The sequence below is a fragment of the Pandoraea terrigena genome, from assembly GCF_902459705.1.
Taxonomy (GTDB): domain Bacteria; phylum Pseudomonadota; class Gammaproteobacteria; order Burkholderiales; family Burkholderiaceae; genus Pandoraea; species Pandoraea terrigena.
The window spans coordinates 133181-159231 of sequence record NZ_CABPRU010000002.1 but is presented as its reverse complement, the minus strand read 5'-3'; the positions used below and the strand labels follow the sequence as shown (position 1 = coordinate 159231).

21 protein-coding genes are annotated in these 26051 nt (G+C 64.2%); 9 read left to right on the top strand and 12 right to left on the bottom strand.

Annotated elements, in window-relative coordinates:
* Positions 1 to 167 precede the first annotated feature (167 nt).
* The gene (locus PTE31013_RS05000; protein WP_150611738.1) at positions 168 to 1136 is read right to left on the bottom strand and encodes a LysR family transcriptional regulator; all 969 of its coding nucleotides are present in this window, start codon (positions 1134 to 1136) and stop codon (positions 168 to 170) included.
* 213 nt (positions 1137 to 1349) lie between these two features.
* Between PTE31013_RS05000 and PTE31013_RS04995 the strand changes: the two genes are divergently transcribed.
* The gene (locus PTE31013_RS04995) at positions 1350 to 2417 is read left to right on the top strand and encodes a bile acid:sodium symporter family protein (RefSeq protein ID WP_150611737.1); all 1068 of its coding nucleotides are present in this window, start codon (positions 1350 to 1352) and stop codon (positions 2415 to 2417) included.
* Between the two features lie 260 nt (positions 2418 to 2677).
* Complete coding sequence (locus PTE31013_RS04990; protein WP_150611736.1) at positions 2678 to 4180, top strand: DEAD/DEAH box helicase; 1503 nt, start codon at positions 2678 to 2680, stop codon at positions 4178 to 4180.
* Between the two features lie 135 nt (positions 4181 to 4315).
* Here PTE31013_RS04990 and gluQRS read toward each other — a convergent pair whose 3' ends face one another.
* Positions 4316 to 5251, bottom strand: coding sequence for a tRNA glutamyl-Q(34) synthetase GluQRS (gluQRS, locus tag PTE31013_RS04985; RefSeq protein WP_246173899.1), 936 nt, complete (start codon positions 5249 to 5251; stop codon positions 4316 to 4318).
* Positions 5252 to 5259: 8 nt separating this feature from the next.
* Complete coding sequence (locus PTE31013_RS04980) at positions 5260 to 6150, bottom strand: sulfurtransferase (RefSeq protein ID WP_150611735.1); 891 nt, start codon at positions 6148 to 6150, stop codon at positions 5260 to 5262.
* Positions 6151 to 6367: 217 nt separating this feature from the next.
* Here PTE31013_RS04980 and dnaE point away from each other — a divergent pair, with 217 nt between their 5' ends.
* Both dnaE and PTE31013_RS04970 read left to right on the top strand, forming a co-directional pair.
* On the top strand, positions 6368 to 9949 hold the full coding sequence (gene dnaE / locus PTE31013_RS04975) for a DNA polymerase III subunit alpha (protein ID WP_150611734.1): 3582 nt from the start codon (positions 6368 to 6370) through the stop codon (positions 9947 to 9949).
* A gap of 74 nt (positions 9950 to 10023) precedes the next feature.
* The gene (locus PTE31013_RS04970) at positions 10024 to 10875 is read left to right on the top strand and encodes a glycosyltransferase family 2 protein (protein WP_150611733.1); all 852 of its coding nucleotides are present in this window, start codon (positions 10024 to 10026) and stop codon (positions 10873 to 10875) included.
* A gap of 88 nt (positions 10876 to 10963) precedes the next feature.
* Here PTE31013_RS04970 and PTE31013_RS04965 read toward each other — a convergent pair whose 3' ends face one another.
* A complete protein-coding gene (locus tag PTE31013_RS04965; RefSeq protein WP_425495537.1) occupies positions 10964 to 11746 on the bottom strand; it encodes a glycosyltransferase family 2 protein in 783 nt (260 codons plus the stop codon).
* Between the two features lie 47 nt (positions 11747 to 11793).
* Positions 11794 to 13614, bottom strand: coding sequence for a DNA helicase RecQ (gene recQ / locus PTE31013_RS04960; protein WP_150611732.1), 1821 nt, complete (start codon positions 13612 to 13614; stop codon positions 11794 to 11796).
* Positions 13615 to 13775: 161 nt separating this feature from the next.
* Between recQ and msbA the strand changes: the two genes are divergently transcribed.
* The 5 genes from msbA to rfbC all read left to right on the top strand — a co-directional run bounded on the left by msbA (position 13776) and on the right by rfbC (position 18756).
* Positions 13776 to 15527, top strand: coding sequence for a lipid A export permease/ATP-binding protein MsbA (msbA, locus tag PTE31013_RS04955; RefSeq protein WP_150611731.1), 1752 nt, complete (start codon positions 13776 to 13778; stop codon positions 15525 to 15527).
* Positions 15528 to 15589: 62 nt separating this feature from the next.
* The gene (locus PTE31013_RS04950) at positions 15590 to 16171 is read left to right on the top strand and encodes a peroxidase-related enzyme (RefSeq protein WP_174978434.1); all 582 of its coding nucleotides are present in this window, start codon (positions 15590 to 15592) and stop codon (positions 16169 to 16171) included.
* Positions 16172 to 16204: 33 nt separating this feature from the next.
* Positions 16205 to 17269, top strand: coding sequence for a dTDP-glucose 4,6-dehydratase (rfbB, locus tag PTE31013_RS04945; RefSeq protein WP_150611730.1), 1065 nt, complete (start codon positions 16205 to 16207; stop codon positions 17267 to 17269).
* A 7-nt stretch (positions 17270 to 17276) separates the two neighbouring features.
* Positions 17277 to 18164, top strand: coding sequence for a glucose-1-phosphate thymidylyltransferase RfbA (rfbA, locus tag PTE31013_RS04940; RefSeq protein ID WP_150611729.1), 888 nt, complete (start codon positions 17277 to 17279; stop codon positions 18162 to 18164).
* Positions 18165 to 18207: 43 nt separating this feature from the next.
* The gene (rfbC, locus tag PTE31013_RS04935; RefSeq protein WP_150611728.1) at positions 18208 to 18756 is read left to right on the top strand and encodes a dTDP-4-dehydrorhamnose 3,5-epimerase; all 549 of its coding nucleotides are present in this window, start codon (positions 18208 to 18210) and stop codon (positions 18754 to 18756) included.
* Between the two features lie 59 nt (positions 18757 to 18815).
* Here the strand turns inward: rfbC and PTE31013_RS04930 are convergent, their stop codons facing one another.
* From PTE31013_RS04930 to ugpA, 7 genes are all read right to left on the bottom strand, one after another.
* Positions 18816 to 20108: a cation diffusion facilitator family transporter gene (locus PTE31013_RS04930; protein WP_150611727.1), complete on the bottom strand. Its 1293-nt coding sequence runs from the start codon at positions 20106 to 20108 to the stop codon at positions 18816 to 18818.
* 30 nt (positions 20109 to 20138) lie between these two features.
* A complete protein-coding gene (gene rng / locus PTE31013_RS04925) occupies positions 20139 to 21608 on the bottom strand; it encodes a ribonuclease G (RefSeq protein ID WP_150611726.1) in 1470 nt (489 codons plus the stop codon).
* 44 nt (positions 21609 to 21652) lie between these two features.
* Positions 21653 to 22252, bottom strand: coding sequence for a Maf family protein (locus PTE31013_RS04920; protein ID WP_150611725.1), 600 nt, complete (start codon positions 22250 to 22252; stop codon positions 21653 to 21655).
* A 177-nt stretch (positions 22253 to 22429) separates the two neighbouring features.
* Positions 22430 to 23209 carry a glycerophosphodiester phosphodiesterase gene (ugpQ, locus tag PTE31013_RS04915; protein ID WP_150611724.1) on the bottom strand — a complete coding sequence of 260 codons (780 nt, stop codon included), beginning with the start codon at positions 23207 to 23209 and terminating at the stop codon, positions 22430 to 22432.
* Complete coding sequence (locus PTE31013_RS04910) at positions 23206 to 24303, bottom strand: sn-glycerol-3-phosphate import ATP-binding protein UgpC (RefSeq protein ID WP_150611723.1); 1098 nt, start codon at positions 24301 to 24303, stop codon at positions 23206 to 23208. Before PTE31013_RS04910 ends, ugpQ begins: the two co-directional genes overlap by 4 nt.
* Positions 24304 to 24305: 2 nt before the next feature.
* Positions 24306 to 25151: a sn-glycerol-3-phosphate ABC transporter permease UgpE gene (gene ugpE / locus PTE31013_RS04905; RefSeq protein WP_150611722.1), complete on the bottom strand. Its 846-nt coding sequence runs from the start codon at positions 25149 to 25151 to the stop codon at positions 24306 to 24308.
* Positions 25148 to 26044: a sn-glycerol-3-phosphate ABC transporter permease UgpA gene (gene ugpA / locus PTE31013_RS04900; RefSeq protein ID WP_150611721.1), complete on the bottom strand. Its 897-nt coding sequence runs from the start codon at positions 26042 to 26044 to the stop codon at positions 25148 to 25150. The genes ugpE and ugpA overlap by 4 nt, the downstream gene beginning before the upstream one ends.
* Positions 26045 to 26051: the final 7 nt, after the last annotated feature.

The following is a 26051-nucleotide window of genomic DNA, read 5'->3' as shown; positions in this document are numbered from 1 at the left end:
AGTCGCCCGATGGCACAGTCACGCACTTGAGGGAGTCGACGTCCGCATATTGTAGCAGGCACTCACTCACTTTGCGGTATTGGAACGCGATCGGTCGCCGGAAAATTTCGCTGAATTTCGTGCAATCCACCTCGAATTTTCAGCATCGTGCCACATTTCCCATGATGTCAGGGTCGAGGGGGAGGGGCGCTCGTTCCCCCATTTCGTCCCGGCGGGGTGGTCATCGCGTGAGCGGTACCGGCCGTGATCTGCTGGATCAGCGTCCAGACGGTTTGCGCGGCGGGCGAGAGCGTACGGTTCTTGCGGCGCACGAGCACGATGGTGCGGTCGAGTTGCGGGACGAGCGGCAGGGCGACGAGGCGGCTAGCTTGCGCCGGTGCCCCAGGCATTGCGGGAAGGGCCAGGGCCGGCATGATGCTGATGCCGATGCCCGCTTCAATCATCCGGAAGACGGTAATGGCATGGCCGACTTCCTGCGCCACCTGGCAATAGGCGCCATGCTCAGCCAACGCCCGGTCGATCAGCGGCCGGCTGCCCGACGCGTAGTCAAGCAGCACCAACTTCTCGCCATTGAGGTCCTCCCATGTCACCTGTGTCTGCTTCGCGAAGCGATGTGAGCGGTCGCACACGACGAGAAACGGTTCCACCATGATGGGCTCGCCGACCAGATCGTCCGTGCCTTCCGAGGCCACGATGACGCCGAAATCGACTTCGCCGTGCCGCACGCTGTCGCTTGCGAGCGTCTGCACCTGATCGCGCAGCATGAGCGTGATGTCCGGGTAGCGGGCCGCGCAGGCGGAGATGCATTCAGGCATCAGATTGGCGGAGATCGTCGGCGCGCTGGCGACACGTACCCGCCCTCGCCGCTCTTCGGCCAGTCCGTGCGTGTCACGCAAGGCGCTCTCCAACTCGTCGAGCACCCGGGCGAGCGTTGCGGAGAGGCTAGTGCCCACTTCGGTCAGGGTGACCTCCCGTGTGGTGCGGTCTACAAGCTTGAGCCCGAGTTCTTGCTCCAATTCACGGATACAGCGGCTGACGGCCGGCTGGGTCAGGCCGATGTCCTCGCCAGCACGGCTGAAACTCCCGTGTTCGGCCACTGCGAGGAACACCTTGAGCTGGCGCAGCGAGATATTCATGCGTGTTTGGTATGAATAATTTTTTTAAATGAATTTGTATTTTAACTGCTCTTGCGCTCTAATACGTAAAAACCCGTATCGCGAGCGCACACTTCCGGTCACCCTCGATCGCCTGCCGATCGACTGACGGACGAACGCTGGCGGCCGCCACGCCGTCGCGTCCCGTGTTCTGGCGGACGGGCTTTGTCTTTTCCGACGCATTCGAGATCGACGATGGCCAGACCGCGTTACCTTCCCGACAATTTCACGTTGATGCTTGTGACGACCGTCGCGCTTGCCAGCGTCCTGCCGGCACACGGCGAAGGCGAAGTCGCCTTCAACCTGCTCACCAACGTGGCGATTGCCGCCCTGTTCTTCCTGCACGGTGCGAAGCTCTCGCGCGAGGCGGTGCTCGCCGGTGCGACGCACTGGCGCCTGCATCTGCTGGTGTTCGGCAGCACGTTCGCGATCTTCCCGATCGTCGGCCTGGCGCTCAAGCCGCTGCTCTCATGGATGGTGACCCCGGAGTTGTATCTGGGCATCCTGTTCCTGTGCACGTTGCCGGCGACGGTGCAGTCCGCTATCGCGTTCACCTCGATCGCCCGGGGCAATGTGCCGGCCGCCGTGTGCAGCGCGTCGGCGTCGAGCCTGTTCGGCATTTTCATCACGCCGGTGCTCGTCGGCCTGGTGGTCATGCATCACGACGGTGGGACCGGCGCTTCGCCGTTCGACTCGATTGGCAACATCATGCTGCAGTTGCTCGTACCGTTCATCGCTGGCCAGGTGTCGCGCAAGGCCATCGGCAAGTGGGTCGAGCGTAATCGCGCATTGCTCAAGATCGTCGATCAGGGCTCGATTCTGCTGGTGGTCTATACCGCGTTCAGTGAAGCCGTGAACACGGGCCTGTGGCACCAGATCCCGCCGCTGGCGTTGCTCGGTCTGCTGGGTTGCTGCGCGGTGATCCTGGCGATCATGCTTGCCTTCACGACCTATTCCGCCCGCTGGCTCGGGTTCTCCCGCGAGGACGAGATCACCATCGTCTTCTGCGGTTCGAAGAAGAGTCTCGCGAGCGGTATTCCAATGGCCAAGGTGTTGTTCGCGACCGGGCCGCTCGGTGCTATCGTGTTGCCGCTGATGCTGTTTCATCAGATGCAACTGATGGTGTGCGCCGTGCTCGCGCAGCGCTACGCCAATCGTCAGCGCGCGGCACAGGCGGGCAAGCGGCTGAAGGCGGGCGGCTCCAAGCCGGGCGTGCCTGACGGCAAGTCCGAGAGCAGCGCCAACGCCGGCGCGGGCCGCTGACAAGGGAATCCGGGCAAAACGCGGCCCATCAAGGGCCACTGTCACACGTTGGTCGTGCGCAAGTGCTAGAATTGCGCTTGTTTTGCTTCTTCATGACCTCCCTGGTCCGGCGGCGCCCGACGCATCTGTCCCTCGACAGGCCCCTCTTGCGCCAGCCCCGAGCATGGCGCGCAGCGCCCCTTGAATCTTCGCGAGTGAGCTTTGATGCGGAATCCTTCCGCGTGGCGGCCCCCGTTTTTTAAAAGAGATGTCCCTTCATCATGGCTGATGTAAATGCTGTTCCGACCCCCGGCTTCGATAGCTTTGGGCTGCATGCGGACATCTTGCGGGCCATCGCCGAGCAGGGCTACACCCAGCCGACGCCGATCCAGGCGCAGGCCATCCCGGTGGTGCTGTCCGGACGTGACGTCATGGGTGCCGCGCAAACGGGAACGGGCAAGACCGCCAGCTTCTCGCTGCCGATCATCCAGCGCCTGCTGCCCGATGCCAACACGAGTGCCTCGCCCGCCCGTCACCCGGTGCGCGCCCTGATTCTCACCCCGACGCGCGAACTTGCCGACCAGGTTGCCGACAACGTGCGCGCCTACGCGGGGCATACGCCATTGCGCAACACCGTGGTGTTCGGCGGCGTCGACATGAATCCGCAGAAGGATACGCTGCGACGTGGTGTCGAGATCCTGATCGCAACGCCGGGCCGCTTGCTCGATCACGTCGAACAGAAGACGGTGAATCTGAGCCAGGTGAAGATGCTCGTGCTCGACGAGGCTGACCGCATGCTGGACATGGGCTTCCTGCCCGACCTTCAGCGCATTCTGAATTTGCTCCCGAAACAACGCCAGACGCTCCTGTTCTCGGCCACGTTCTCGAACGAGATCAAGAAGCTTGCCTCGAGCTATCTTACGAATCCGCTCACGATCGAAGTTGCCCGTCGCAATGCGACGGCCGACAACGTCGAGCAGGTCGTCTATGAAGTGGATGAAGACGACAAGCGTGCTGCCGTGGTGCAGATTCTGCGGGACCGCGATCTCAAGCAGGTCATCGTATTCGTCAATAGCAAGGTCGGCGCGAGCCGTCTGGCACGCCAGTTGGAGCGTGAAGGCGTCGTAACGGCCGCGATTCACGGCGACAAGTCGCAGAACGAGCGCATGCAGGCGCTCGAAGCGTTCAAGCAGGGCGGTATCCAGGCGCTCGTGGCCACGGACGTCGCGGCGCGCGGCCTGGACATCTCGGACCTGCCCGGCGTGATCAACTACGATCTGCCGTACAACCCGGAAGACTATGTGCATCGCATTGGCCGTACGGGCCGTGCGGGCGCGTCGGGCGAAGCGATTTCGCTGTGCGCCCCCGACGAGCGCAAGCAAATCGTGGAAATCGAGAAGCTGATCAAGCGCGAACTCAAGCGTGGCGAGTTGGTGCTGGAGCGCCGCAGCCGTCCGCGTGACGACCGTGGCGAGCGTTTCGAGCGCAGTGACCGTAGCGAGCGCGGTGAGCGCAGCGACCGAGGCGAGCGCCACAGCCGCCATGAGGGCCTGCGAGTCAGCCGCAGCGGTGGCACCGCACCGCGCCGTGTCCGGCCGGAAGATGAGTTCTTCTACAAGCCGTACGAGCCGTCGACGTCAGCGTCGGCGGACGAGGCGCAACACGATGGCCGGTCGTCTCAGGCGTCGGGTGCGCCGACGGCGTTTGGCGGGTTGCCCGACAAGGCACCGAAGCGTCAGGTGGCCGCATTGCTTGCGGGCTTCCCGCGCAAGGCAAGTCACTGAGTGCCGACTGACGGCGTCCTGCGCTTCGCGCGTTGAAGTGGCGTGATGCAGGTGCGTGATGCAGGTGAAAGAGCCAGCGTGGTTGCGCTGGCTTTTTTGTTTTGGGGCGCGCCAAAGACGTCAGGGGGACGGGTTTCACCCCAGGTGCCGACTCCGCCACGCCTGTGTCGCGGCGGCATAGAAATCTTCGCGATGTGGGGCGTAGGCAAGCGACGTGGGTAATCCGAGATGCGTCGCGGCGTCCTTGAGCGCCGAGAGTGTTGTCTCGGGTGTATCGAGGACGAGCGGCGCCGCGCCATTTTGCTTGCTCAGCTTCTCGCCGTCGTCCGCCAGGACCAGCGGCACGTGCAGATAGCGCGGCGTCGGGGCATCGAGGCACGCCTGCAGATAGATCTGACGTGCCGTCGAGTCCAGTAAATCCGCACCGCGCACGATATCGGTCATGCCCTGCGCCTGATCGTCGACCACCACGGCCAACTGGTAGGCCCACTGGCCGTCGGCGCGTTTGAGCACGAAGTCGCCGACCTCCGTCGCCAGATCCTGCGTCTGCGGCCCCATCCAGCGATCGTCGAAACGGATGCGCGCCGCCTCGCCGTCCGGCACACGCAAGCGCCAGGCGCGTGGCGTTTTGCCGTGCAGGCCGTGGCGGCACGTGCCCGGATAGGCGAGCGTGCTGTTGCGCGCGTGCACGCGAGTGAGCGAATCGGCGATTTCGCGGCGCGTGCAGCCGCAGGGATAAACGAGCCCGCGTGCAGTGAGCGCGGCGAGCGCTTGTTCGTATTGGGCGTGCCGCCGGCTTTGCCAGACAACCGGCTCGTCAGAATGCAGGCCCAGGCGCGAGAGCGTCGCGAGAATGGCTTCGGCCGCCCCCGGTACACATCGCGGTTCGTCCACGTCTTCCATGCGGACGATCCAGACGCCGTCGTGCGCGCGTGCATCCAGCCAGCTGGCCAGTGCCGTGACGAGCGAGCCTCGATGAAGCGGCCCGGTCGGCGACGGCGCGAAACGGCCCCGATAGCGTGGCTCAGGACTGGCGTGCGGCGTGGCGTCGTGCACGAAAGCGTGAGCCACCGGCGCGCTCAGGCCGAGATGGCAGGCGTGGGCGCAGTGATGGCCTGCTCAAGCGTGCCGGCGTCGGTGCGGCTGTGAGCACACGCCGGACACTGTGCGCCTTCGACGTACGCGGGATTGCGCTGATCCTCGGCCGTGACCACGGCACGACAGGCGAAGCACTGCTTGGTCGTGGACGGCGTGAGGTCGGGCGTCAGCGCCGTGCGGTAGTCGAAGACGAAGCAGTCGCCCTGATAATGCGCGCCGCCAACGTCCTCGAAGTATTTGAGAATGCCGCCGTCGAGCTGATACGTATGCGCGAGGCCGATGTCGCGCATGTAGATCGCGGCTTTCTCGCAGCGAATGCCGCCGGTGCAAAACGACACGATGGTCTTGCCTTCGAAGTCCTCGCGGTGTGCCGCGACGACATCGGGGAACTCCGAGAACTTGGTCAGACGATAGTCGAGGGCATTGTCGAACGTGCCGACATCGACTTCGAAGTCATTGCGCGTGTCGAGCATCACCACCGGGCGGCCTTCGTCGTCGTGGCCGGCGTCGAGCCAGCGCTTGAGCGTGACGGGATCGATGCCGGGTGCACGACCGTCTGCCGGCTTGATGACCGGCATCTTCATCGTGATGATCTCTTTCTTCGGGCGCACCAGCATCCGGCGGAACGGCTGGGTGTCGGAGAGGCTTTCCTTGAGCGCCAGGTCGGCAAACCGCCCATCGGCCCGCAGCTCGGCGAGGAAGGCGTCGATGGCCTTGCGCGAGCCCGCCAGGAACAGGTTGATGCCCTCGGGCGCAAGCAGGATGGTGCCCTTCAGGTCGAGCGCCTGGCAGCTTGCCTGCAGGGCCGGACGCAGGGTCGCGATGTCGTCGAGCGTGACGAACTTGTACGCAGCGATGTTGACGATAGACATGGCAACGGGATTTCGCAAAAGCGTGAAGCAATAAAGTGCCATTATCGCCGATTCGGCCCGAACGCACTTTGATTTCACCCCGGATTTCGCCGAATCGGACGACATCCCGGGCGCGGAGAGGAAAAATTCCGAGTGCCCGCCCGGTCTCATCCGAAAAGCACAGCGAAGCGGCAGGTTTCGTGACGCAAGGCGTTGTATCGGGGGGCGGCGCGTTACAATACGGCCCATGTCAGAACCTCGCTTCGTCCACCTCCGTCTCCATTCCGAATACTCGATCGCCGATGGCATCGTGCGGCTCGACGACGTCGTCAAGGCCGCCGCCAAGGATGGTCAGGGCGCGCTCGCGCTGACCGACCTCGCGAACATGTTCGGCGCCATTCGTTTCTACAAGGAAGCCCGCGGCAAGGGCGTCAAGCCGATCATCGGCTGCGACGCCTGGATCACGAATCCGGTCGATCGCGACAAGCCGTCGCGGCTGTTGCTGCTCGCGCGCGACAAGGAAGGCTATCTGAACCTTTGCCAGTTGCTCTCCAAGGCCTGGCTTGGCAATCAGTGGCGCGGGCGGGCAGAGATCGAATCGTCGTGGCTGCGTCCCGATGGTCTCGCGCGCGGCCTGCTGGCGCTGTCCGGGGCGCAGATGGGGGATGTCGGCGCGGCGCTGGCGGCGGGCAACCCGGAGCAGGCGCTGCAATGCGCGCAGCACTGGGCGAGCGTTTTCCCTGGTGCCTTCTACATCGAGTTGCAGCGCACCGGCCAGGCGGGCATGGAGACTTACGTGCAGCAGGCGGTACAACTGGCGGCGAAGGCCGGCCTGCCGGTCGTCGCCACGCATCCGATCCAGTTCATGACATCCGACGACTTCACCGCGCACGAGGCGCGCGTGTGTATTTCGGAAGGCGAGATGCTGGGCAACGCACGCCGTGTGCGCCGGTTCACGCAGGACCAGAGTTTCCGCACGCAGGACGACATGATCGCCGCGTTCGAGGACGTGCCTTCTGCGGTGGCCAATACCGTCGAGATCGCCAAGCGCTGCAACCTGACGCTCGAACTCGGAAAGCCGAAGCTGCCGCTGTTCCCCACCCCGGACGGCATGTCGCTCGACGACTATCTCGTGCATCTGTCCAAGCAGGGGCTGGAGACGCGTCTCGGCCAACTGTTCCCCGACGAGGCCGAGCGCGACGCGCAGCGCCCCGATTATTACAAGCGGCTCGACTTCGAGACCGGCACGATCATCAAGATGGGCTTCCCCGGCTACTTCCTGATCGTGGCGGACTTCATCCAGTGGGCGAAGAACAACGGTGTGCCGGTGGGGCCAGGCCGCGGCTCGGGGGCGGGATCGCTTGTCGCGTACGCGCTGGGCATCACCGACCTCGATCCGCTCAAGTACAACCTGCTGTTCGAGCGCTTCCTGAATCCGGAACGCGTCTCGATGCCCGACTTCGACATCGACTTCTGTCAGGACGGGCGCGATCGCGTCATCCAGTATGTGAAGGACAAGTACGGCGCGGACGCCGTCTCGCAGATCGCGACTTTCGGCTCGATGGCTGCCAAGGCGGCGGTGCGCGACGTCGGTCGTGTGCTCGATCTGGGCTACAACTTCGTCGACGGAATCTCCAAGCTGATCCCGTTCAAGCCGGGCAAGCACGTCACCATCGACGATGCGCTCAAGGAAGAGCCGCAACTCGCCGAGCGCTTCCAGACCGAGGACGAAGTCAAGCAGTTGATCGAACTGGCGCAGCGCGTTGAAGGCCTGACGCGTAACGTCGGCATGCACGCGGGCGGCGTGTTGATCGCGCCGGGCAAGCTGACGGATTTTTGCCCGCTATACACGCAGGGCGGCGGCGAAGATGCCAGCGGCGTCGTGAGCCAGTACGACAAGGACGACGTGGAAGCCGTCGGTCTGGTGAAGTTCGACTTCTTGGGTCTGACCACGCTGACGATCCTGAATTGGGCCGAGCGCTACATCAAGCGCCTGCATCCGGAGATGGCGGACTGGTCGCTCGACCAGGTCTCGCTCACGGACCCGGCCGCCTTCAGCATCCTGAAGAAGGCCAACACCGTGGCAGTGTTCCAGTTGGAAAGCCGCGGCATGCAGGGCATGTTGAAGGACGCGCAGCCGGACCGCTTCGAGGACATCATCGCGCTGGTGGCCTTGTATCGCCCGGGCCCGATGGACCTGATCCCGAGCTTCTGCGCCCGCAAGCACGGCCGCGAGAAGGTGGAATACCCGGATCCGCGCGTCGAGCCGGTGCTCCAGGAGACCTACGGCATCATGGTCTACCAGGAGCAGGTGATGCAGATGGCGCAGATCATCGGCGGCTACTCGCTCGGTGGCGCCGACCTGTTGCGTCGCGCGATGGGCAAGAAGAAGGCCGAGGAGATGGCTCAGCACCGCGAGATTTTCGCGCAGGGCGCCGCGACGAATGGCCTCACGCGTGAGAAGTCTGATGAAATCTTCGACTTGATGGAGAAATTCGCGGGCTACGGCTTCAACAAGTCGCACGCGGCAGCATACGCGCTGCTGGCGTATTACACCGCCTGGCTGAAAGCGCACCACCCTGCCGAATTCATGGCCGCCAACATGAGCTTGGCCATGGACGACACGGACAAGGTCAAGATTCTCTACGAAGACTGCCTGACCAGTGCCAATGGCCTGGGCGTGCTGCCGCCGGACGTGAATGTCTCGGCCTACCGTTTCGAGCCGGCCGACGCGAAGACTGTGCGTTACGGCCTGGGTGCGATCAAGGGGAGCGGTCAGTCGGCCATCGAAGAAATTCTGCGCGCACGCGAAGGAAAGCCATTCGTCGATCTGTTCGACTTCTGCGCGCGTGTCGATCGTCGCGTGGTGAACCGTCGCACCATCGAAGCGCTGATTCGCGCCGGTGCTTTCGACAGTATTCACGCCAATCGTGCGCAGTTGATGGCGTCGGTGCCATTGGCGATGGAAGCCGCCGAGCAGGCGAGCGCGGCGGCCAATCAGGTCAGCCTGTTCGATCTTGGTGACGAAAGCCTGCAAGCCCCGCTGGAGCTGGCCGACGAACCGGCCTGGACCGACAAGCGCAAGTTGCAGGAGGAGAAGCAGGCGCTCGGCTTCTACCTGTCGGGCCATATGTTCGATGCCTATGCGGAGGAAGTGCGGCGTTTCGTCCGTACGCGCATCAAAGATTTGTCCGAGGGCCGTGACCGGCTGGTCGCCGGTGTGATTTCCAGCATGCGCACGATGATGACCCAGCGCGGCAAGATGTTGATCGTACAGCTTGACGATGGCACGGCGACGCTCGAAGTCACGATCTTCAACGAGCAGTTCGAGGCGAACAAGCATCTCTTCAAGGAAGACGAACTGCTGATCGTACAGGGCAACGCACGCCCGGACAGCTTCACCGGTGGCTTGCGCTTCACGGTGGAAAGCCTGATGGACCTTGGCCGTGCGCGGGCGCGTTTTGCGCGGGCGCTCAAGTTGTCGTTCAACGGCAATGCCGACTGGACGCGTCTGCGCGCCACGCTGCAACCGCACTGCACGATGTACCGCGTTGCGGCAACCGCAGGCGCCGGCGGCGGTTCCCATGGGGGAGGCGGCGGCTTCAATGGCGGCGGTGGGCGGGGCGGTGGCTTCGGCCGACGCAATGACGATGGCGAGGGCGACAAGCAGAACGGCTTGCCGGTGCACATCGTGTATCGCCGTCCTGACGCCGAATGCGAGTCGCGACTGGGCGACGACTGGAAGGTCCAGCCGGGCGACGAACTGCTCGGTGAGCTTCGCCAGTGGCTGACGGCCGATTCGGTGCAAGTCATCTATTGACGCAGTCGAGGCGGTGCGGTGCTGCATGACGCCGCGCGATCCCGCCCGACTTGCGACACAACAAGGAAATCCGGATGTTTTCCATCATCGTTCCGACCTGGAACAACCTCGCCTTGCTGCAACTTTGCGTGCGCAGCATTCGCCAGAATTCGCGTTATCCGCACCAAATCATCGTTCATGTGAACGACGGCTCGGACGGATCGCTCGACTGGGTGCGGGCCGAGGGGATCGAGCATACGGCGTCGCCGGACAACATCGGTATCTGTTACGCCGTGAATCAGGCGGCGGCACTCGCGCGTGAAAAATACATCGTCTATCTGAACGACGACATGTATTGTTGTCCCGGCTGGGATCGCGCGTTGATCGACCGTGCCGAAGCCATGCCCGACAGGGCGTTCATGCTCTCCGGCACCATGATCGAGCCGGTCGATACGGGGAATCCGTGCGTGCTCGTGCAGGACTTCGGCCGCGACGTCGATACCTTCGACGAAACGGGGCTGCTCGCCGCAATCCCGACTTATCACAAGTCCGACTGGTTCGGCGCGACCTGGCCGCCGACGCTCGTGCACCGCGATTGGTGGTTTCTCGTTGGTGGTTACAGCACCGAGCTTAGCCCGGGCATGAGCAGCGACAATGACTTCTCGATGAAGATGTGGGCGGCGGGTGCGCGCCGCTTCGTCGGCGTTGGCGCAAGTCTTGTGTACCACTTTCAGTGCAAGAGCACGGGCAAGGTGGTGAAGAACGACGGCCGCACGCAGTTCCTGCGCAAGTGGGGCGTGACACAGTCCATTTTCGACCGCTATTACTTGCGCCGTGGCAAGCCGGTGCCAGCGGGTAGCGATGGGCGGCTGCCCGAGCCCGTTGAGGACGGCACGCTGCGCTGGGAACGGTTCCGCTCGCGTGTGAAGCGGGCGCTCGCCAAGTAACGCCGACGTCGGATGAAGCCAAAACGGACGCCATCGGCGTCCATTTCGCTTTCGCAGTTCGTGATTTGCGGTATGTACTGCGCGTGCGTCAGGCTTCCCCGTGTCGCAGCAGTGCGTACTTCAGAAAGGCACTGCGGGCATTCATCCGCGCGATCGCGGCGCCGGTGGCGCCGTCGAGAAACCCTCTGCGCAGCACATAGGTGCGCACGAACGCCCATCCGCCATTGATCCACGGCTTTAGCGGCGAGACGCGTTTGCCGCGCAGCGCCATCTCCTTCGCGCCTGCACGCGCATAGCGCTGGACCTTGTCCTCAACCTGGTGAACTTCGGTATAGCTGTAATGCAGCAGGTGATGCGCGAGCGCACCGATCTCGCCGTCGACGATCACGCGTTCGTGCACAAGATTGTCTGAGAAGCGTCCGGCGTCGCGCCGAAACAGCCGCAACACGTAGTCTGGGTACCAACCACAATGCCGCACCCAGTGCCCGAGGAACTGCGACAGACGCGGGATGCGATAGCCCGCGTGGCCGCCTTGCGCAATCGCCGCGGCAATGTCGGCCGCCAGTTCGGGCGTAACACGTTCATCGGCGTCCAGCGACAGTACCCAGGGCTGTGTCGCGTGCGACAGCGCACGATTCTTCTGCGGACCGAAGCCAGGCCAGTCGGGGGTGACATGCACCTCCGCGCCTGCGGCGCGAGCGATGTCCGTCGTGCCGTCCGTACTCGCGTTGTCCAGTACAACGATCTGCGACGCCAACGATTGCACCGACGCAATGCACTCGGCAATGTTGTGACGCTCGTTGCGCGTGAGAATCGTGACCGTGAGCGGCAGACGCGGTGAAGACGAGACGGGCGGTGTGGCTTCAATCATGACGACTCACGAAATGGCGGCATCCGATCCTCGGACCCGGGCGGCGATCAGGCGTTGGCGACGTCGGTGAGCAACTCGACAAGCGCTTCACCGTAGCGTTCGATCTTGGCTTCGCCAAGTCCGGTGATATCGGCCAACCCTTCACGATGACGGGGACGGCGCTGGGCGAGCTCACGCAACGTCCGATCGTGCAGGATAACGTAGGCCGGCACTTGCTGCGTCTTGGCGATGTCTTGCCGCCAGGCCCTCAGCTTGTCGAACAGTTGCTGATCGGCGGGGTCCAGCTCGATGGCCTGCGACGACGCATACCCGGCAAAACGACTCTTCTTGCCGACGGCGGCCCGCTGGCGTCGCAACGACAGTGTGGTTTCTCCCTTGAGCACCGGGCGTGCCGCCGCGTTAAGCGTCAGCGCGCCGTACTGGCTGCTGTCGGGCTCGATGATGCCATGCGCGATCAACTGCCGGAACACCGCACGCCAGCCCTGGTCGTCGAGTTCGCCGCCGACGCCAAATGTCGGCAGGGCCTCGTGCCCGAACTGACGTATCTTGTCGGTGCTGCGCCCGCGCAGCAGGTCGACCAGATGCCCCGCGCCGAAGCGCTGGCCCGTGCGCAGAATGGCCGAGAGTGCCTTCTGCGCGGCGATCGTCCCGTCGAACACTTCGGGCGGATTCAGGCACACGTCGCAATTGCCGCACGGCTCGCTCGACTCGCCGAAATACGACAGCAGCACGGTGCGCCGGCAGCGCGGCGCTTCGCAATAGCCGAGCAGGGCGTCGAGCTTCTGGCGCTCGATGCGCTTTTGCAGTTCGGGCGCATTCGATTCGTCGATGCGGCTGCGGTGCACCACGACGTCGTTCAGCCCATAGGTCATCCAGGCTTCGGCGGGTTCGCCGTCGCGCCCCGCGCGTCCGGTCTCCTGGTAGTAGGCCTCGAGGCTCTTGGGCAAATCCAGGTGCGCGACGAAGCGCACATCGGGCTTGTCGATGCCCATGCCGAAGGCGACGGTGGCCGACATCACCAGCCCTTCCTCGCGCAGGAAGCGCTGCTGGTGCGTGCGGCGCACATCCGCGTCGAGCCCCGCGTGATAGGGCAGGGCCGCAATGCCCTGCGTCTCGAGCCAGGCGGCGGTTTCTTCCACCTTCTTGCGCGACAGGCAATAGACGATGCCCGCTTCGCCGCGATGCCGCCCCAGAAAGGCGAGCAGCTGCTTGCGGGGATTGTCGCGATCGACGATCTCGTAGCGAATGTTCGGCCGATCAAAGCTGGAGACGAACACCCGCGCCTCGATCAGGCCGAGCCGTGTCTGGATGTCCTCGCGCGTTGCCCCGTCCGCCGTGGCGGTCAGCGCGATGCGCGGCACGCGCGGATAGCGTTCGTGCAGCGCCGAGAGCTGGATATATTCGGGACGGAAGTCATGTCCCCATTGCGAGACGCAATGCGCCTCGTCAATGGCGAACAGCGCCAGTTGCCCACGCTCGTCGAGGCGGTCGAGCAGATCGAGGAAGCGATCGGTCAGCAGGCGCTCGGGGGCCACGTAGAGCAGATCGAGTTCGCCGCGCGCGGCGCGGCGCTCGGTATCGAGCGCTTCCTCGAAGCCGAGACTGGAATTCAGGTAGGCGGCACGCACCCCGGCTTGCAGCAGCGCATCGACCTGGTCCTGCATGAGCGCGATGAGCGGCGAGACGACGATGCCCACGCCAGGGCGCAGCAGCGCGGGGATCTGGTAGCACAGCGACTTGCCGCCGCCGGTGGGCATCAGCACGAGCGCATCGCCCCCGTCGGTCACATGGTCGACGATGGCGGCCTGATCACCACGGAATGCGTTATAGCCGAATACGGTACGGAGGACTTCGAGTGCGCTTGCCATGGGCGGGAGTATACCGGTTCCCCTTGGCTGCGGCGCGCCATCGGCCCCCGATAGCGGCCATCGTGGCGAATTTCGCGGCGGCGTCCGAGTCCGGCTCGGACGTGTCCCGGCAAGACCGGCCGGTACGTTAGAATAGCGGTTTTCCGCCGTCTCCCACCTACATGAGCGCACCGCACAAGCCCGTCGGACCGATTCTTCGACGTCTGCTGGGCTATCTTCAGCCGTATTGGCATATGGGTGTCCTGGCCGTTCTCGCCATGGCGCTCGTGGCCGGCACCGAAGCCGCCATTCCGGCCGTGCTCAAGCCGGTGCTCGACAAGGGCTTCTCGGGTCAGGATCCGTGGAACCTTTGGTACGTGCCCGCCGCCGTGATCGGTCTGGCCGTCATTCGGGGGCTGGCGCAATATTCGGCCAACTATATGCTCTCGTGGGTGTCCAACCGCGTGCTGCTCGACCTGCGCGTGCGCATGTTCGAGCGCCTGCTGCATGCGCCGGCCGCCTTCTATCAACGCGAGACGACGAGCACGCTCATCAATGCGCTCGTCTACGAAGTCAACCAGGTGCTCGGCGTCCTCACCACGGTGCTCATCACGCTCGTGCGCGATTCACTCACCGTCGTCGGCCTGCTGGGCTATCTGTTCTACCTGAACTGGCGCCTCACGCTCGTCGTGGCCGTGATTCTGCCGTTCATCGGCTGGCTCGTCGGCAAGATCAACCGGCGCTTGCGTCGCCTGAACCGCGAGCAGCAGACGCTGACCAACGCGTTGTCGTACGTGGTTGAAGAAGCCGTGGGCGGCTACAAGGTGGTGAAGATCCACAACGGCGAAGCGTATGAAAAGTCGCGCTTCGACAAGATGACCGGCACGCTGCGCGGTTACGCCATGCGCGTGACGGTCTCCGGCGGCCTGGCGCAGCCGGTGACGCAGGCCCTCGCCTCGCTGGCGCTGGCCATCGTCATTACGGTGGCGATGATCGAGTCGTCGTCGGGCGAGATGACCGTGGGCGGCTTCACGGCCTTCGTCACGGCGCTGTTGCTCGTCGTGTCTCCGCTCAAGCACCTGATGGATGTCAACCAGCCGCTGCAGCGCGGCGTGACGGCCGCCGAGTTGATCTTCGAAGTCATGGACGTCGAAGTCGAACCGACCGGCGGCGAGCGCACACTGGAACGCGCCAAGGGCCGCGTGACGTTCGATCAGGTGAGCTTCCACTATGGCGCGAGCGAGCGTCCGACGCTCGATCGGATTTCGCTCGACGTGGCGCCCGGAGAGATGGTGGCACTGGTGGGGCCGTCCGGCAGCGGCAAGACGACCCTGGTCAACCTGGTGCCGCGCTTCTACGATCCGACCGGCGGCCGCATTCTGCTCGACGACATTGCGCTGACGGACCTGCGCCTGGCCGATCTGCGTCGTCAGATCGCGTTCGTGAGCCAGGACGTCGTACTGTTCAACGACACCATCGCCGCGAACGTGGCCTACGGCCAGGAGATCGACGCCGAGCGCGTGCAGGCGGCACTGCGGGCGGCCAATCTGGCCGATGCGGTCGCGGCCATGCCCGACGGTGTCGAGACGCTCGTGGGCGACAACGGCATGCGCCTCTCGGGCGGCCAGCGCCAACGCCTGGCGATCGCGCGCGCCATCTACAAGGACGCCCCGATCCTGATCCTGGACGAAGCGACCTCTGCACTGGATTCTGAGTCGGAGCGTCACGTACAAGCCGCGCTGGAAGTCCTGATGGAAGGGCGCACCACGCTGGTGATCGCGCACCGCCTCTCGACCATCGAGCGCGCGGATCGCATTGTCGTGCTCGAACACGGTCGCATCGTGGAACAGGGCTCGCACCAGGCGCTGGTGGCGCATAATGGCCTCTACGCGCATCTGCACCGCATTCAGTACGCACAGCAGCAGGACGCCTGACGTTGTCGACGCCTCGCGTCGCGAACGTCAGCCTTTATCCGCCTGTCTTGAAGAGGATCACGATGAGCCAGCCGCCGATCAGCCGTTTCCCCGTACCCGACCTTGCCGCGTTGCCGGCCGATATTCGCGCGCGCATCGAAGAGGTGCAGGAAAAGGCCGGCTTCATTCCTAACGTATTCCTCGCGCTGGCGCATCGCCCCGCCGAGTTCCGCGCGTTTTTCGCGTATCACGACGCGTTGATGGTCAAAGAGGGCAATCTGAGCAAAGGCGAGCGCGAGATGATCGTGGTCGCCACGAGCGCGGTGAATCAGTGCCTGTATTGCGTGGTTGCCCATGGCGCGCTGGTGCGCATCTATGAAAAGCAGCCGCTGCTGGCCGATCAGGTCGCCGTCAACTACCTCAAGGCCGACTTGACCGAGCGCCAGCGGACGATTCTCGCCTACGCGATGAAGGTGTGCGAGCGCTCCCAGGAAGTCGGCGACGACGATTACGTGGCGTTGCGCCGTCACGGCCTCGACGACGAGGACATCTGGGACATCGCCGCGATCACGGCGTTTTTCGGCATGTCCAACCGCATCGCCAATGCCATCTCGATGCGGCCCAACGACGAATTCTTCTTGATGGGGCGCGTGCCGCGCAAATAAGACCGCTCTCGCACTCCTATATAATTTCAGCCCATGATTTTTGTGACTGGCGGCGCCGGATTTATCGGCGCGAATTTCGTTCTTGACTGGCTCGCGCAACATGACGAGCCCGTGTTGACCATCGACAAGCTGACGTACGCGGGCAATCTCGCCAACCTGGCCGATATCGAGCATGACCGGCGACATCATTTTGCCAAAGTCGATATCTGCGACCGCGCCGCGCTTGATCGGCTGTATGCCGAGCATCGCCCGCGCGCAGTGCTGCACTTCGCGGCGGAAAGCCACGTCGACCGTTCCATTCATGGCCCCGGCGACTTCGTGCAGACGAACATCGTCGGCACGTTCACGATGCTCGAAGCCGCGCGTGCCTATTGGGGAACGCTCGACGGCGAGGCGCGCGATGCCTTTCGCTTCCTGCACGTCTCGACGGACGAAGTCTATGGTTCGCTGAGTCCGAGCGATCCGGCATTCACCGAGACCACGCCATACGCGCCCAACAGCCCGTACTCGGCGTCGAAGGCCGGTTCCGACCATCTGGTGCGCGCCTATCACCACACGTATGGCCTGCCGGTGCTTACGACCAACTGCTCGAACAACTACGGCCCGTACCAATTCCCCGAAAAGCTCATCCCGCTGGTGATCGCCAATGCGCTGGCCGGTCAGCCGTTGCCGATCTATGGCGACGGCAGCAACGTGCGCGACTGGCTTTACGTTGGCGACCATTGCTCCGCCATTCGCGAGGTGCTGGCCAGAGGCGTCACGGGCGAGGTCTACAACGTGGGCGGCTGGAACGAGCAGAACAACCTGTCGGTCGTGAAGCACCTGTGCGCACTGCTCGACGAACTGTCACCGCGCGCCGACGGCAAGTCGTATGGCGATCAGATCACGTTCGTCACCGATCGTCCGGGCCATGATCGCCGCTATGCCATCGACGCGCGCAAGCTCGAGCGTGAACTGGGCTGGCGCCCGGCCGAGACGTTCGAGACCGGCATGCGCAAGACGGTGCAGTGGTACCTCGCCAATGGCGAGTGGGTACGCCAGGTGCAGTCGGGCGAATACCAGCGCTGGATCGAAACACACTATCGGACGAACGATTGAGGCACGCATGAGTATCAAGCGCAAGGGCATCATCCTCGCCGGCGGCTCCGGCACTCGGCTGTATCCGGCGACGCTGGCCGTCTCCAAGCAGTTGCTGCCGGTGTACGACAAGCCGATGATCTACTACCCGCTGGCCACGCTGATGCTGGCGGGGATTCGCGACATGCTGATCATCTCGACGCCGCAGGACACGCCGCGCTTCGAGCAACTGCTGGGCGACGGCAGTCAGTGGGGCCTGAACCTGCAATACGCCGTGCAACCGTCGCCGGACGGACTGGCGCAGGCATTCCTGATCGGCGCGGACTTCATCGGTAACGATCCGTGCGCGCTGGTGCTCGGCGACAATCTGTTCTACGGCCACGATTTCGCGTCACTGCTTTCGGCGGCGAATCGCCAGACGGACGGGGCTTCCGTATTCGCGTACCGCGTGCATGATCCGGAGCGATACGGCGTGGTGACGTTCGATGCGAAGGGTAAGGCCATCGAACTCGTCGAGAAACCCAAGGAACCGAAGTCGCGCTACGCCGTGACCGGTTTGTACTTCTGCGATAACGACGTCATCGAGATCGCACGCTCGATCAAGCCGTCGGCACGCGGTGAGCTGGAAATCACCGACGTGAACAACGAATACCTGCGTCGCGGCAAGCTCAACGTCCAGATCATGGGGCGCGGTTATGCCTGGCTGGATACCGGCACCCATGAATCGATGCTCGAAGCGAGCACGTTCATCCAGACGATCGAAAGCCGCCAGGGCCTGAAGGTCGCGTGCCCCGAGGAGATTGCGTACCGGCGCGGCTGGATCGACGCCGCCGCCATCGAGGCGCTTGCGCAACCGCTCGCCAAGACCGGGTACGGCCAATACCTGCTCTCGATGTTGCACGAGCGGCTGTTCTGAGCCTGGCGCAACGCCCCCCTTCGATTCTTACCGGTATCTCGTTATGCAAGTGACCCCCACCGCCATTCCAGCGGTTCGCGTGATCGAACCCAAGGTCTTTGGCGACGCTCGCGGCCATTTCTTCGAGAGTTTCAACCAGCGCAACTTCGACAACGCGCTCGGCGAGACCCTCACGTTCGTGCAGGACAACCAGTCACGTTCGGTCCGGGGTGTGCTGCGCGGCCTGCACTATCAGGTCAAGCAACCGCAGGGCAAGCTCGTGCGTGTGCTGCACGGCGAAATCTATGACATTGCGGTCGATATCCGTGAAGGCTCACCGACCTTTGGCCAGTGGGTCGCCGAAGTGCTGAGCGCCGAAAACAAGAAGCAACTGTGGATTCCGACCGGTTTTGCCCACGGCTTCGTCGTGACGTCGGAGACGGCCGAGGTACTGTACAAGACCACGGACTATTGGGCGCCGCAGTTCGAGCGCTGCATTCGCTGGGACGACCCGACGCTCGCGATCCCCTGGCCGCTCGACGGCGTCACGCCGATCGTCTCGGACAAGGACCGGCAGGGCATGCTGTTCTCGGACTACCGCCACGAAGACTGATGGCCCTTACGGGACACACCGTCCCGCACGCGTCGTCCCCGGCCGCCGCGGCCCGGTCGTCAATCGACGGCGGGACCGGCGGCCGTCGCTTTTGCGGCCGGCGTCGTGAGGGTGGCGACGTCCGTGCCGTCAGGCGCGGCGGAGGTGTCCCCCGTCACCCGCAATACCCTGACGGCGCGCAGGCCAAAACGCGCGGTGAGCGCGTCGGCCACGCTCTGCGATGACGGTTCCATGCCACCACCCACGGGCGTGCCGTCCGCCCCATCAGTGCCCGAACGTGCCGGTTCACGCAGACCTTCGACAATGACGTCGGCCTCCAGCCCGTTGTTCAGGTAATGCAGTTTGACGTCGTGCAGCGTCAACGCATTGGCGCGGCACAGTGCCTCCGCCGCCCCGGCCACCACCGAGCGCGCGGGCCATTGCTGCAACGCGGTGCCCTTGGTGTCGCTCTCCGGATCGACGTGCACGAGCACATCGAGAATCTGCGGCTCAAGCATGACGGTCGCGCGCGCTTGCTCCGCGATGTAGTGTCCCTCGGAGACCGACAAACGCGCATCGACCAGGATATGCACGTCGACGACGATCTCGTCGCCCATGCGTCGCGTGCGCAGCATGTCGATGGTGCGCACGCCGGGCGTCGCGAGCAGACGCTCCCGAATGGTGACGGTCGTGGCGTCGTCCACGCCGCGATCGATGAGGTCCTGCAACGCATTCCAGCCGAACTTCCACCCGGTGCGACCGATCATCAGCCCGACGAGGGCGGCGGCGAGCGGGTCGAGAATGCGATAGCCCGCGAGGTTGCCCAGGATACCGAACGCGACGACGAGCGACGACAGCGCGTCGGAGCGTGCATGCCACGCGTTGGCCACGAGCATCGCCGAGCGCACGCGCTGGGCGGCGCGCAACATATAGCGAAACAGCCCCTCTTTGCTGACCAGCACCAGGACGGCGACGACCAGCGCGATGGTGTGTACTTCCGGAATCTCTTCCGGATGCAGCAAACGCTCGATACCGCGCCACAGCATTCCCGCGCCGACGACGAGCAGAATGGTGCCGAGAAACAACGACGCCGCGTTCTCGTAGCGGCTATGGCCGTAGGGGTGGTCGGCGTCCGGCGCGCGGGCGCTGCCGCGTGCGGCCGCCAGCACGACGAAGTCCGAGACGATGTCCGAGAGCGAGTGGATGCCGTCGGCAATCAATGCCTGCGAGCGGGCGAAGACGCCAACGACGATCTGCGCCGTCGTGAGCACGATATTGACCCATATGCTGACCCAGGTCGTATGGCGTGCGACGGCATGTTTGTCGAGCGCCTCGCTCGATGCCGCCAGGTTGTCGTAGTTCGAGTAGGGCATGACGTCGGAACGTGCGAGCGTTGCGTGGGGTTACATCAGAATGATGTCGTACTGGTCCTGATGGAACGACGATTCCACTTGCAGTGAGATCGGCTTGCCGATGAAATCGATCAGCATCGCGAGATGCTGAGATTCCTCCTCGAGGAAAAGATCGACGACCGCCTGCGAGCCGATCAGGCGGAACTCTCGCGGATTGAACTGGCGCGATTCGCGCAGAATCTCGCGCAGGATGTCGTAGCACAGCGTACGCGGCGTCTTGACCTGTCCCTTGCCCTGGCACACGGCGCACGGCTCGCACAGCACGTGGGCGAGCGACTCGCGTGTGCGCTTGCGGGTCATCTCGACCAGTCCGAGCTGGGAGAAGCCGTTCACGGTGATGCGTGTCCGGTCGCGCGCGAGCGCCTTCTTGAGCTCGGCCAGCACCGAGTCGCGATGCTCGGCACTTTCCATGTCGATGAAGTCGATAATGATGATCCCGCCGAGGTTGCGCAGCCGCAACTGGCGCGCGATCATCAAGGCCGCCTCGAGGTTCGTCTTGAAGATCGTGTCGTCGAAGTTGCGCGCGCCGACGTAGCCGCCGGTGTTCACATCGATGGTCGTCATCGCCTCGGTCTGATCGATCATCAGATACCCCCCCGACTTGAGATCGACGCGGCGCGACAGCGCCCGCTCGATTTCCGTCTCGACGTTGTACAGGTCGAAGAGGGGCCGCTCGCCGGTGTAATGCGTGAGCTTGCCGAGCACCGCCGGTGTGTAGATCGTTGCGAATTCGGCCAGCTTCTGGAACGTCTCGCGCGAGTCGACCAGGATCTTGCCCGTGTCCTCGTGCACGAAGTCGCGCAGCACGCGCTGGGCGAGGTTCAGGTCCTGGTACAGCAGCGAAGGCGCCGGCATGCGTGTGCTTTGCTCGCCAATGGTCTGCCAGGACTTGCGCAGATAGGCGATGTCGTTGGCCAGCTCGGCGTCGGCCGCGTCTTCCGCGATGGTGCGCACGATGAAGCCGCCTTTCTCGTCGGCCGGCACGAGTGCCTGGATCTTGCTGCGCAACGCCTCGCGTTCAGCTTCGCTCTCGATGCGCTGCGAAATGCCGATATGGGGCTCCTGCGGCAGGTAGACGAGCGTGCGCCCGGCAATGCTGATTTGCGTCGACAGGCGCGCGCCCTTGGTGCCGATGGGGTCCTTGATGACCTGCACCATCAGCGTCTGCCCCTCGAACACCGTTTTCTCGATGGGCGGCTGCGGATGCGGCGTGGACGTGTCGTTGCTTGTGCGCGGATGCCAGATATCGGCCACGTGCAGAAACGCTGCGCGCTCCAGGCCGATATCGATGAACGCCGATTGCATGCCCGGCAGCACGCGCACGACCTTGCCCAGGTAGATGTTGCCGACCAGACCGAGCGAGAGCGTGCGCTCGATGTGCAATTCCTGTACTGCGCCGAGCTGCATGAGCGCCACACGGGTTTCCTGTGGCGTGATATTGACCAGAATGTCTTCGTTCATAAGGTGTCGATCGGACTCGATAGGCTTGGCAAATTCGATATGTGTCAGAAGTCGATGCCCGCCTGGCGCAACAGCGCGGCGGTTTCGCACAGCGGTAGCCCCATGATGCCCGAGTAGCTGCCATCGATGCGCAGCACGAATTCGGCGGCCTTGCCCTGAATCCCGTAGGCGCCGGCTTTGCCCGTTGGCTCGCCCGAGGCGACGTAGCGCTCGATTTCCTCACGACGCATTGGCCGGAACCAGACGTGCGAGATGTTCACCGCCTGATGGATCTGCCCGTCGGCGCACACGGCGACGGCGGTCAGCACCCGATGGCGCGTGCCCGACAGACGGGCGAGTACGGCGCAGGCGTCGGCATCGTCGAACGGCTTGCCGAGGATCGTGCCGTCCAGGCACACCGTCGTGTCGGCGGCAAGAATAGGGGCGCCGGGCAGACCGGCGCGGGCCAGACGCGCGAGGGCCGCTTCGGCTTTGGCGCGCGTGACGCGCTGCACGTAATCGTCGGGCGGCTCACCCGGCAGCACGGCTTCGAGCGCTTCGGCGTCCTCGTGGGCCCCCGGCAGCAGCAGTTCGAAGCGAACGCCGAGCTGTTGCAGCAGTTCCTGACGGCGAGGGCTTTGCGACGCGAGATAGATGTACGGCATGGCGGCTTGGCTTGAATTCGTCCAGCCCGGCACACGACTTCGCAATGCTCTGCAATCGCATGTACCGGGCCGCGGGGATGGGCTGGGCGAGGGGAACGCCCTATTATGCCGCCTTGCGTCCATGCCCGCCAGCACGCGCGGCGGACGGATCGCCGCCCATTGCCGTCGGGGCCGCGCTCAGGCGCGCTCGAGGAAGTCGGCGCCGATCAGGTCGATGCGGTCGGTGCAGATGGCATCGACCCCCCACACCGCCAGTTCGCGCGCGCGGGCCGGATCGTTGACCGTGTAGACCAGCATCTGCAGGCCGGCCGCCTTGATCTGTGCGACCTGGGGGCCGTCGAGCGGCTGATGGTTCGCGTGCAGCGAGACGGTGCCGAGGTTGCGGGCGTCCTCACGCCAATGTGCCGGAATGGCGTCATACAGCATGCCGCGCGGCAGGTCGGGGGCGGCGGCGGCCGCCGCTTCGAGCGCCTCGTAGGAGAACGACGAGAGCAGCGGCGGTGGGGTTTGACCTGCCCACAGCGCCTGAACGGCCTCGGCGACCCGCTTGCCCGTTTCTGCCTCGCGGCCGGGGCATGGCTTGATCTCGACGTTCGCCGCCAGTCCCAGCGAACGGCAGCGCTCCGCCACCTGGGCGAGGGTCGGCATCACCTGACCGGCGAAGCGCGCGCCGAACCAACTGCCGGCGTCGAGTTTCGCGATGTCCGCGTAGGCCATCTGCGCGGCGGCGCCGTGGCCGTTGCTCGTGCGATCGACTGTGTCGTCGTGCAGCAGGAAGACGGTGTTATCCGCCGAGAGCTTGGCATCGAACTCGACCATGCGCAGGCCGAGCGATGCGCCCGTCTCGAACGCGGCCAGCGTGTTTTCCGGCGCCAGCTTGCCGCCGCCGCGGTGCGCAACGATGCGCGGATAAGGCCAGGCGGGCCACAGATGGGCCGGTGTCGAGGGTTCGCTCATGCCTCGACTCGCTTTCCGGTGGCCGGATCGAACAGGTGCAAGGCCTTGGCGGAGATGGCCAGCGGCACCACCGTGCCCGTCGCCGGACGCATCTCGTGCGGCAGACGCACGGTCACGGGCTGTTCGCCCCAGCGGCCATGGGCCAGATTATCCGCGCCGAGCAGTTCGAGCTGATCGACGAGGATGTTGGTCTGCGCAGCGAAGGCACCCAGGCCGTTGTGCGGCTCGGCGGGCACCAGATGCTCGGGACGCACGCCCAGCACGAGTTCGCGGTTCGCATACGCCATGCTGGTGGGCGGCAGACGCAGGGCCGGTCCGCCGCCGTCGACCTGGAACGTGCGGCCTTCCGTGTCGACACGCCCCTTCAGCAGGTTCATGGCGGGCGATCCCATGAAGCTCGCCACGAAGAGCGACGCCGGGCGCTCGTACACGTCCGTCGGTGTGCCGATCTGCTCCGCGTAGCCCTTGTTCATGACGATCACGCGATCGGCCAGCGTCATCGCTTCGATCTGATCGTGCGTGACGTACAGGCTGGTGGTTCTCAGCCGTGCGTGCAGTCGCTGGATTTCCAGGCGCATCTGCACGCGCAGCTTGGCATCGAGGTTCGAGAGCGGTTCGTCGAACAGGAACACCGCGGGCTCACGCACGATCGCGCGGCCCATGGCCACGCGCTGGCGCTGACCGCCCGAGAGTTCGCGCGGCTTGCGCGCGAGCAGGGGCTCCAGTTCCAGAATGCGCGCGGCGGCGAGTACACGTTCGTCGATGATTTTCTTGGCGATGCCGCGGATCTTCAGGCCATACGACATGTTCTGGCGCACATCCATGTGCGGATACAGCGCGTAATTCTGGAACACCATCGCGATGTTGCGATCCTTCGGTTCCAGTTCATTGACAACCTGCGAGCCGATCAGGATGCTGCCTTCGCTGACGGATTCGAGGCCGGCGACCATGCGCAGCAGCGTCGACTTCCCGCACCCCGAGGGGCCGACGATCACGACGAATTCGCCGTCTTCGATGTCGATGTCGACACCGTGCAGGACATAGTTTTTCCGGTCGTAGGTTTTCTTGACGTGATGGAGTTTGAGATTTGCCATGATTACTTTTCCGAATCGACCAGACCGCGCACGAACCACCGCTGCATGAGCAGAACCACCGCGAGGGGCGGCAACATGGCGAGCAGCGTGGCGCTCATCACCAGTTGCCATTGGGTGGCGGTGTCCCCGCTGCCGATCATGCTCTTGATGCCAACCACGGCCGTCGTCATCGACGGGGCATTGGTCACCAGGATCGGCCACAGGTACTGATTCCAGCCATAGATGAAGGTGATGACGAACAATGCCGCGATATTCGTTTTCGACAGCGGCAGCACCACGTCGACGAAGAAGCGCATCGGGCCGGCGCCGTCGATGCGTGCGGCTTCGACGAGTTCGTCAGGCAGCGTCATGAAGAACTGCCGGAACAGGAACGTGGCCGTGGCCGAGGCAATGAGCGGCAGCGTCAGCCCGGTATAGCTGTTGATGAGGCCGAGCGTCGAGATCACCTGCACCGTCGGGAAGATCCGCACTTCGACCGGCAGCATCAGCGTGACGAAGATCAGCCAGAAGAACAGATTGCGCAACGGGAAACGGAAATACACGATGGCGAAGGCCGACAGGATCGACACCGAGATCTTGCCGAAGGTGATGACCAGTGCCATGAACAGGCTGTTGCCGAGCATCAGCCCGAATGGCATCGCAGAATCGCCCGTGCCCTGGTTCCACACGGTGGCCAGGTTCTGGAGCAGGTGCGTGCTCGGGATGAGCGACAAGGGAACGTTGAAGATCTCGCGCTCGTTCATGGTGGCGGCGACGAACGCCACGTAGAGCGGGAAGACCACCAGCAGCACGCCGATGACCAGCATGACGTGGCAGAAGATATCCAGGCCGCGACGATTCTCGATCATGCGTATTGCACCTTGCGTTCGATGAAGCGGAACTGCACGACCGTGAGCACGATGACGATGGCCATCAGCACTACCGACTGGGCAGCCGAGCTGCCGAGGTCGAGCCCCTTGAAGCCTTCCGAGTAGATCTTGTAGATCAGCGTCATGGTCGACTGGCCCGGACCGCCGCCGGTCGCGGCATCGATCACCGGGAATGTGTCGAAGAACGAGTACACGAGGTTGACCACCAGCAGGAAGAACGTCGTCGGCGAAATCAGCGGCAACACCAGTCCGAAGAAGCGCCGGATCGGCCCGGCGCCGTCGATGGCCGCCGCTTCCACGAGTGAGCGCGGAATCGCCTGCAGACCGGCGTAGAAGAACAGGAAGTTGTAGCTGATCTGCTTCCAGATCGAGGCGAGCACGACGAGGAACATCGCCTGGCCGCCATTGAGCGCGTGATTCCACTCGATGCCGAGCTTCGCGAGGCCGAAAGTGACGAGACCGATGCTCGGATTGAACAGGAACGCCCACAGCACGGCCGCAATGGCCGGCGCGACGGCGTAGGGCCAGATGAGCAGTGTCTGGTAGGTGCGCTTGCCGCGCGTGACACGGTCGGCCATGGCCGCGAGCAGCAACGAGATGACGAGTCCGCAGACCGTCACCAGCCCGCTGAAGATCATCGTGGTGCGAAACGATGCGAGGTAGAGCGGGTCGCGCCACAACGAAACGAAGTTGTCCAGGCCGACGAACTCGCTGGACAGCCCGAAGGCGTCCTGCGTCGATGTCGATTGCCACAGGGCCTCGCCCGCAGGCCACAGGAAGAACACGACAGTGATGAGGAGCTGCGGGGCGACGAGCGCGTAGGGCAGCCAGCCGGTGCCGAAGCGAGGGCGTTCTCTGGAGTTATGCGCCATAACGTAA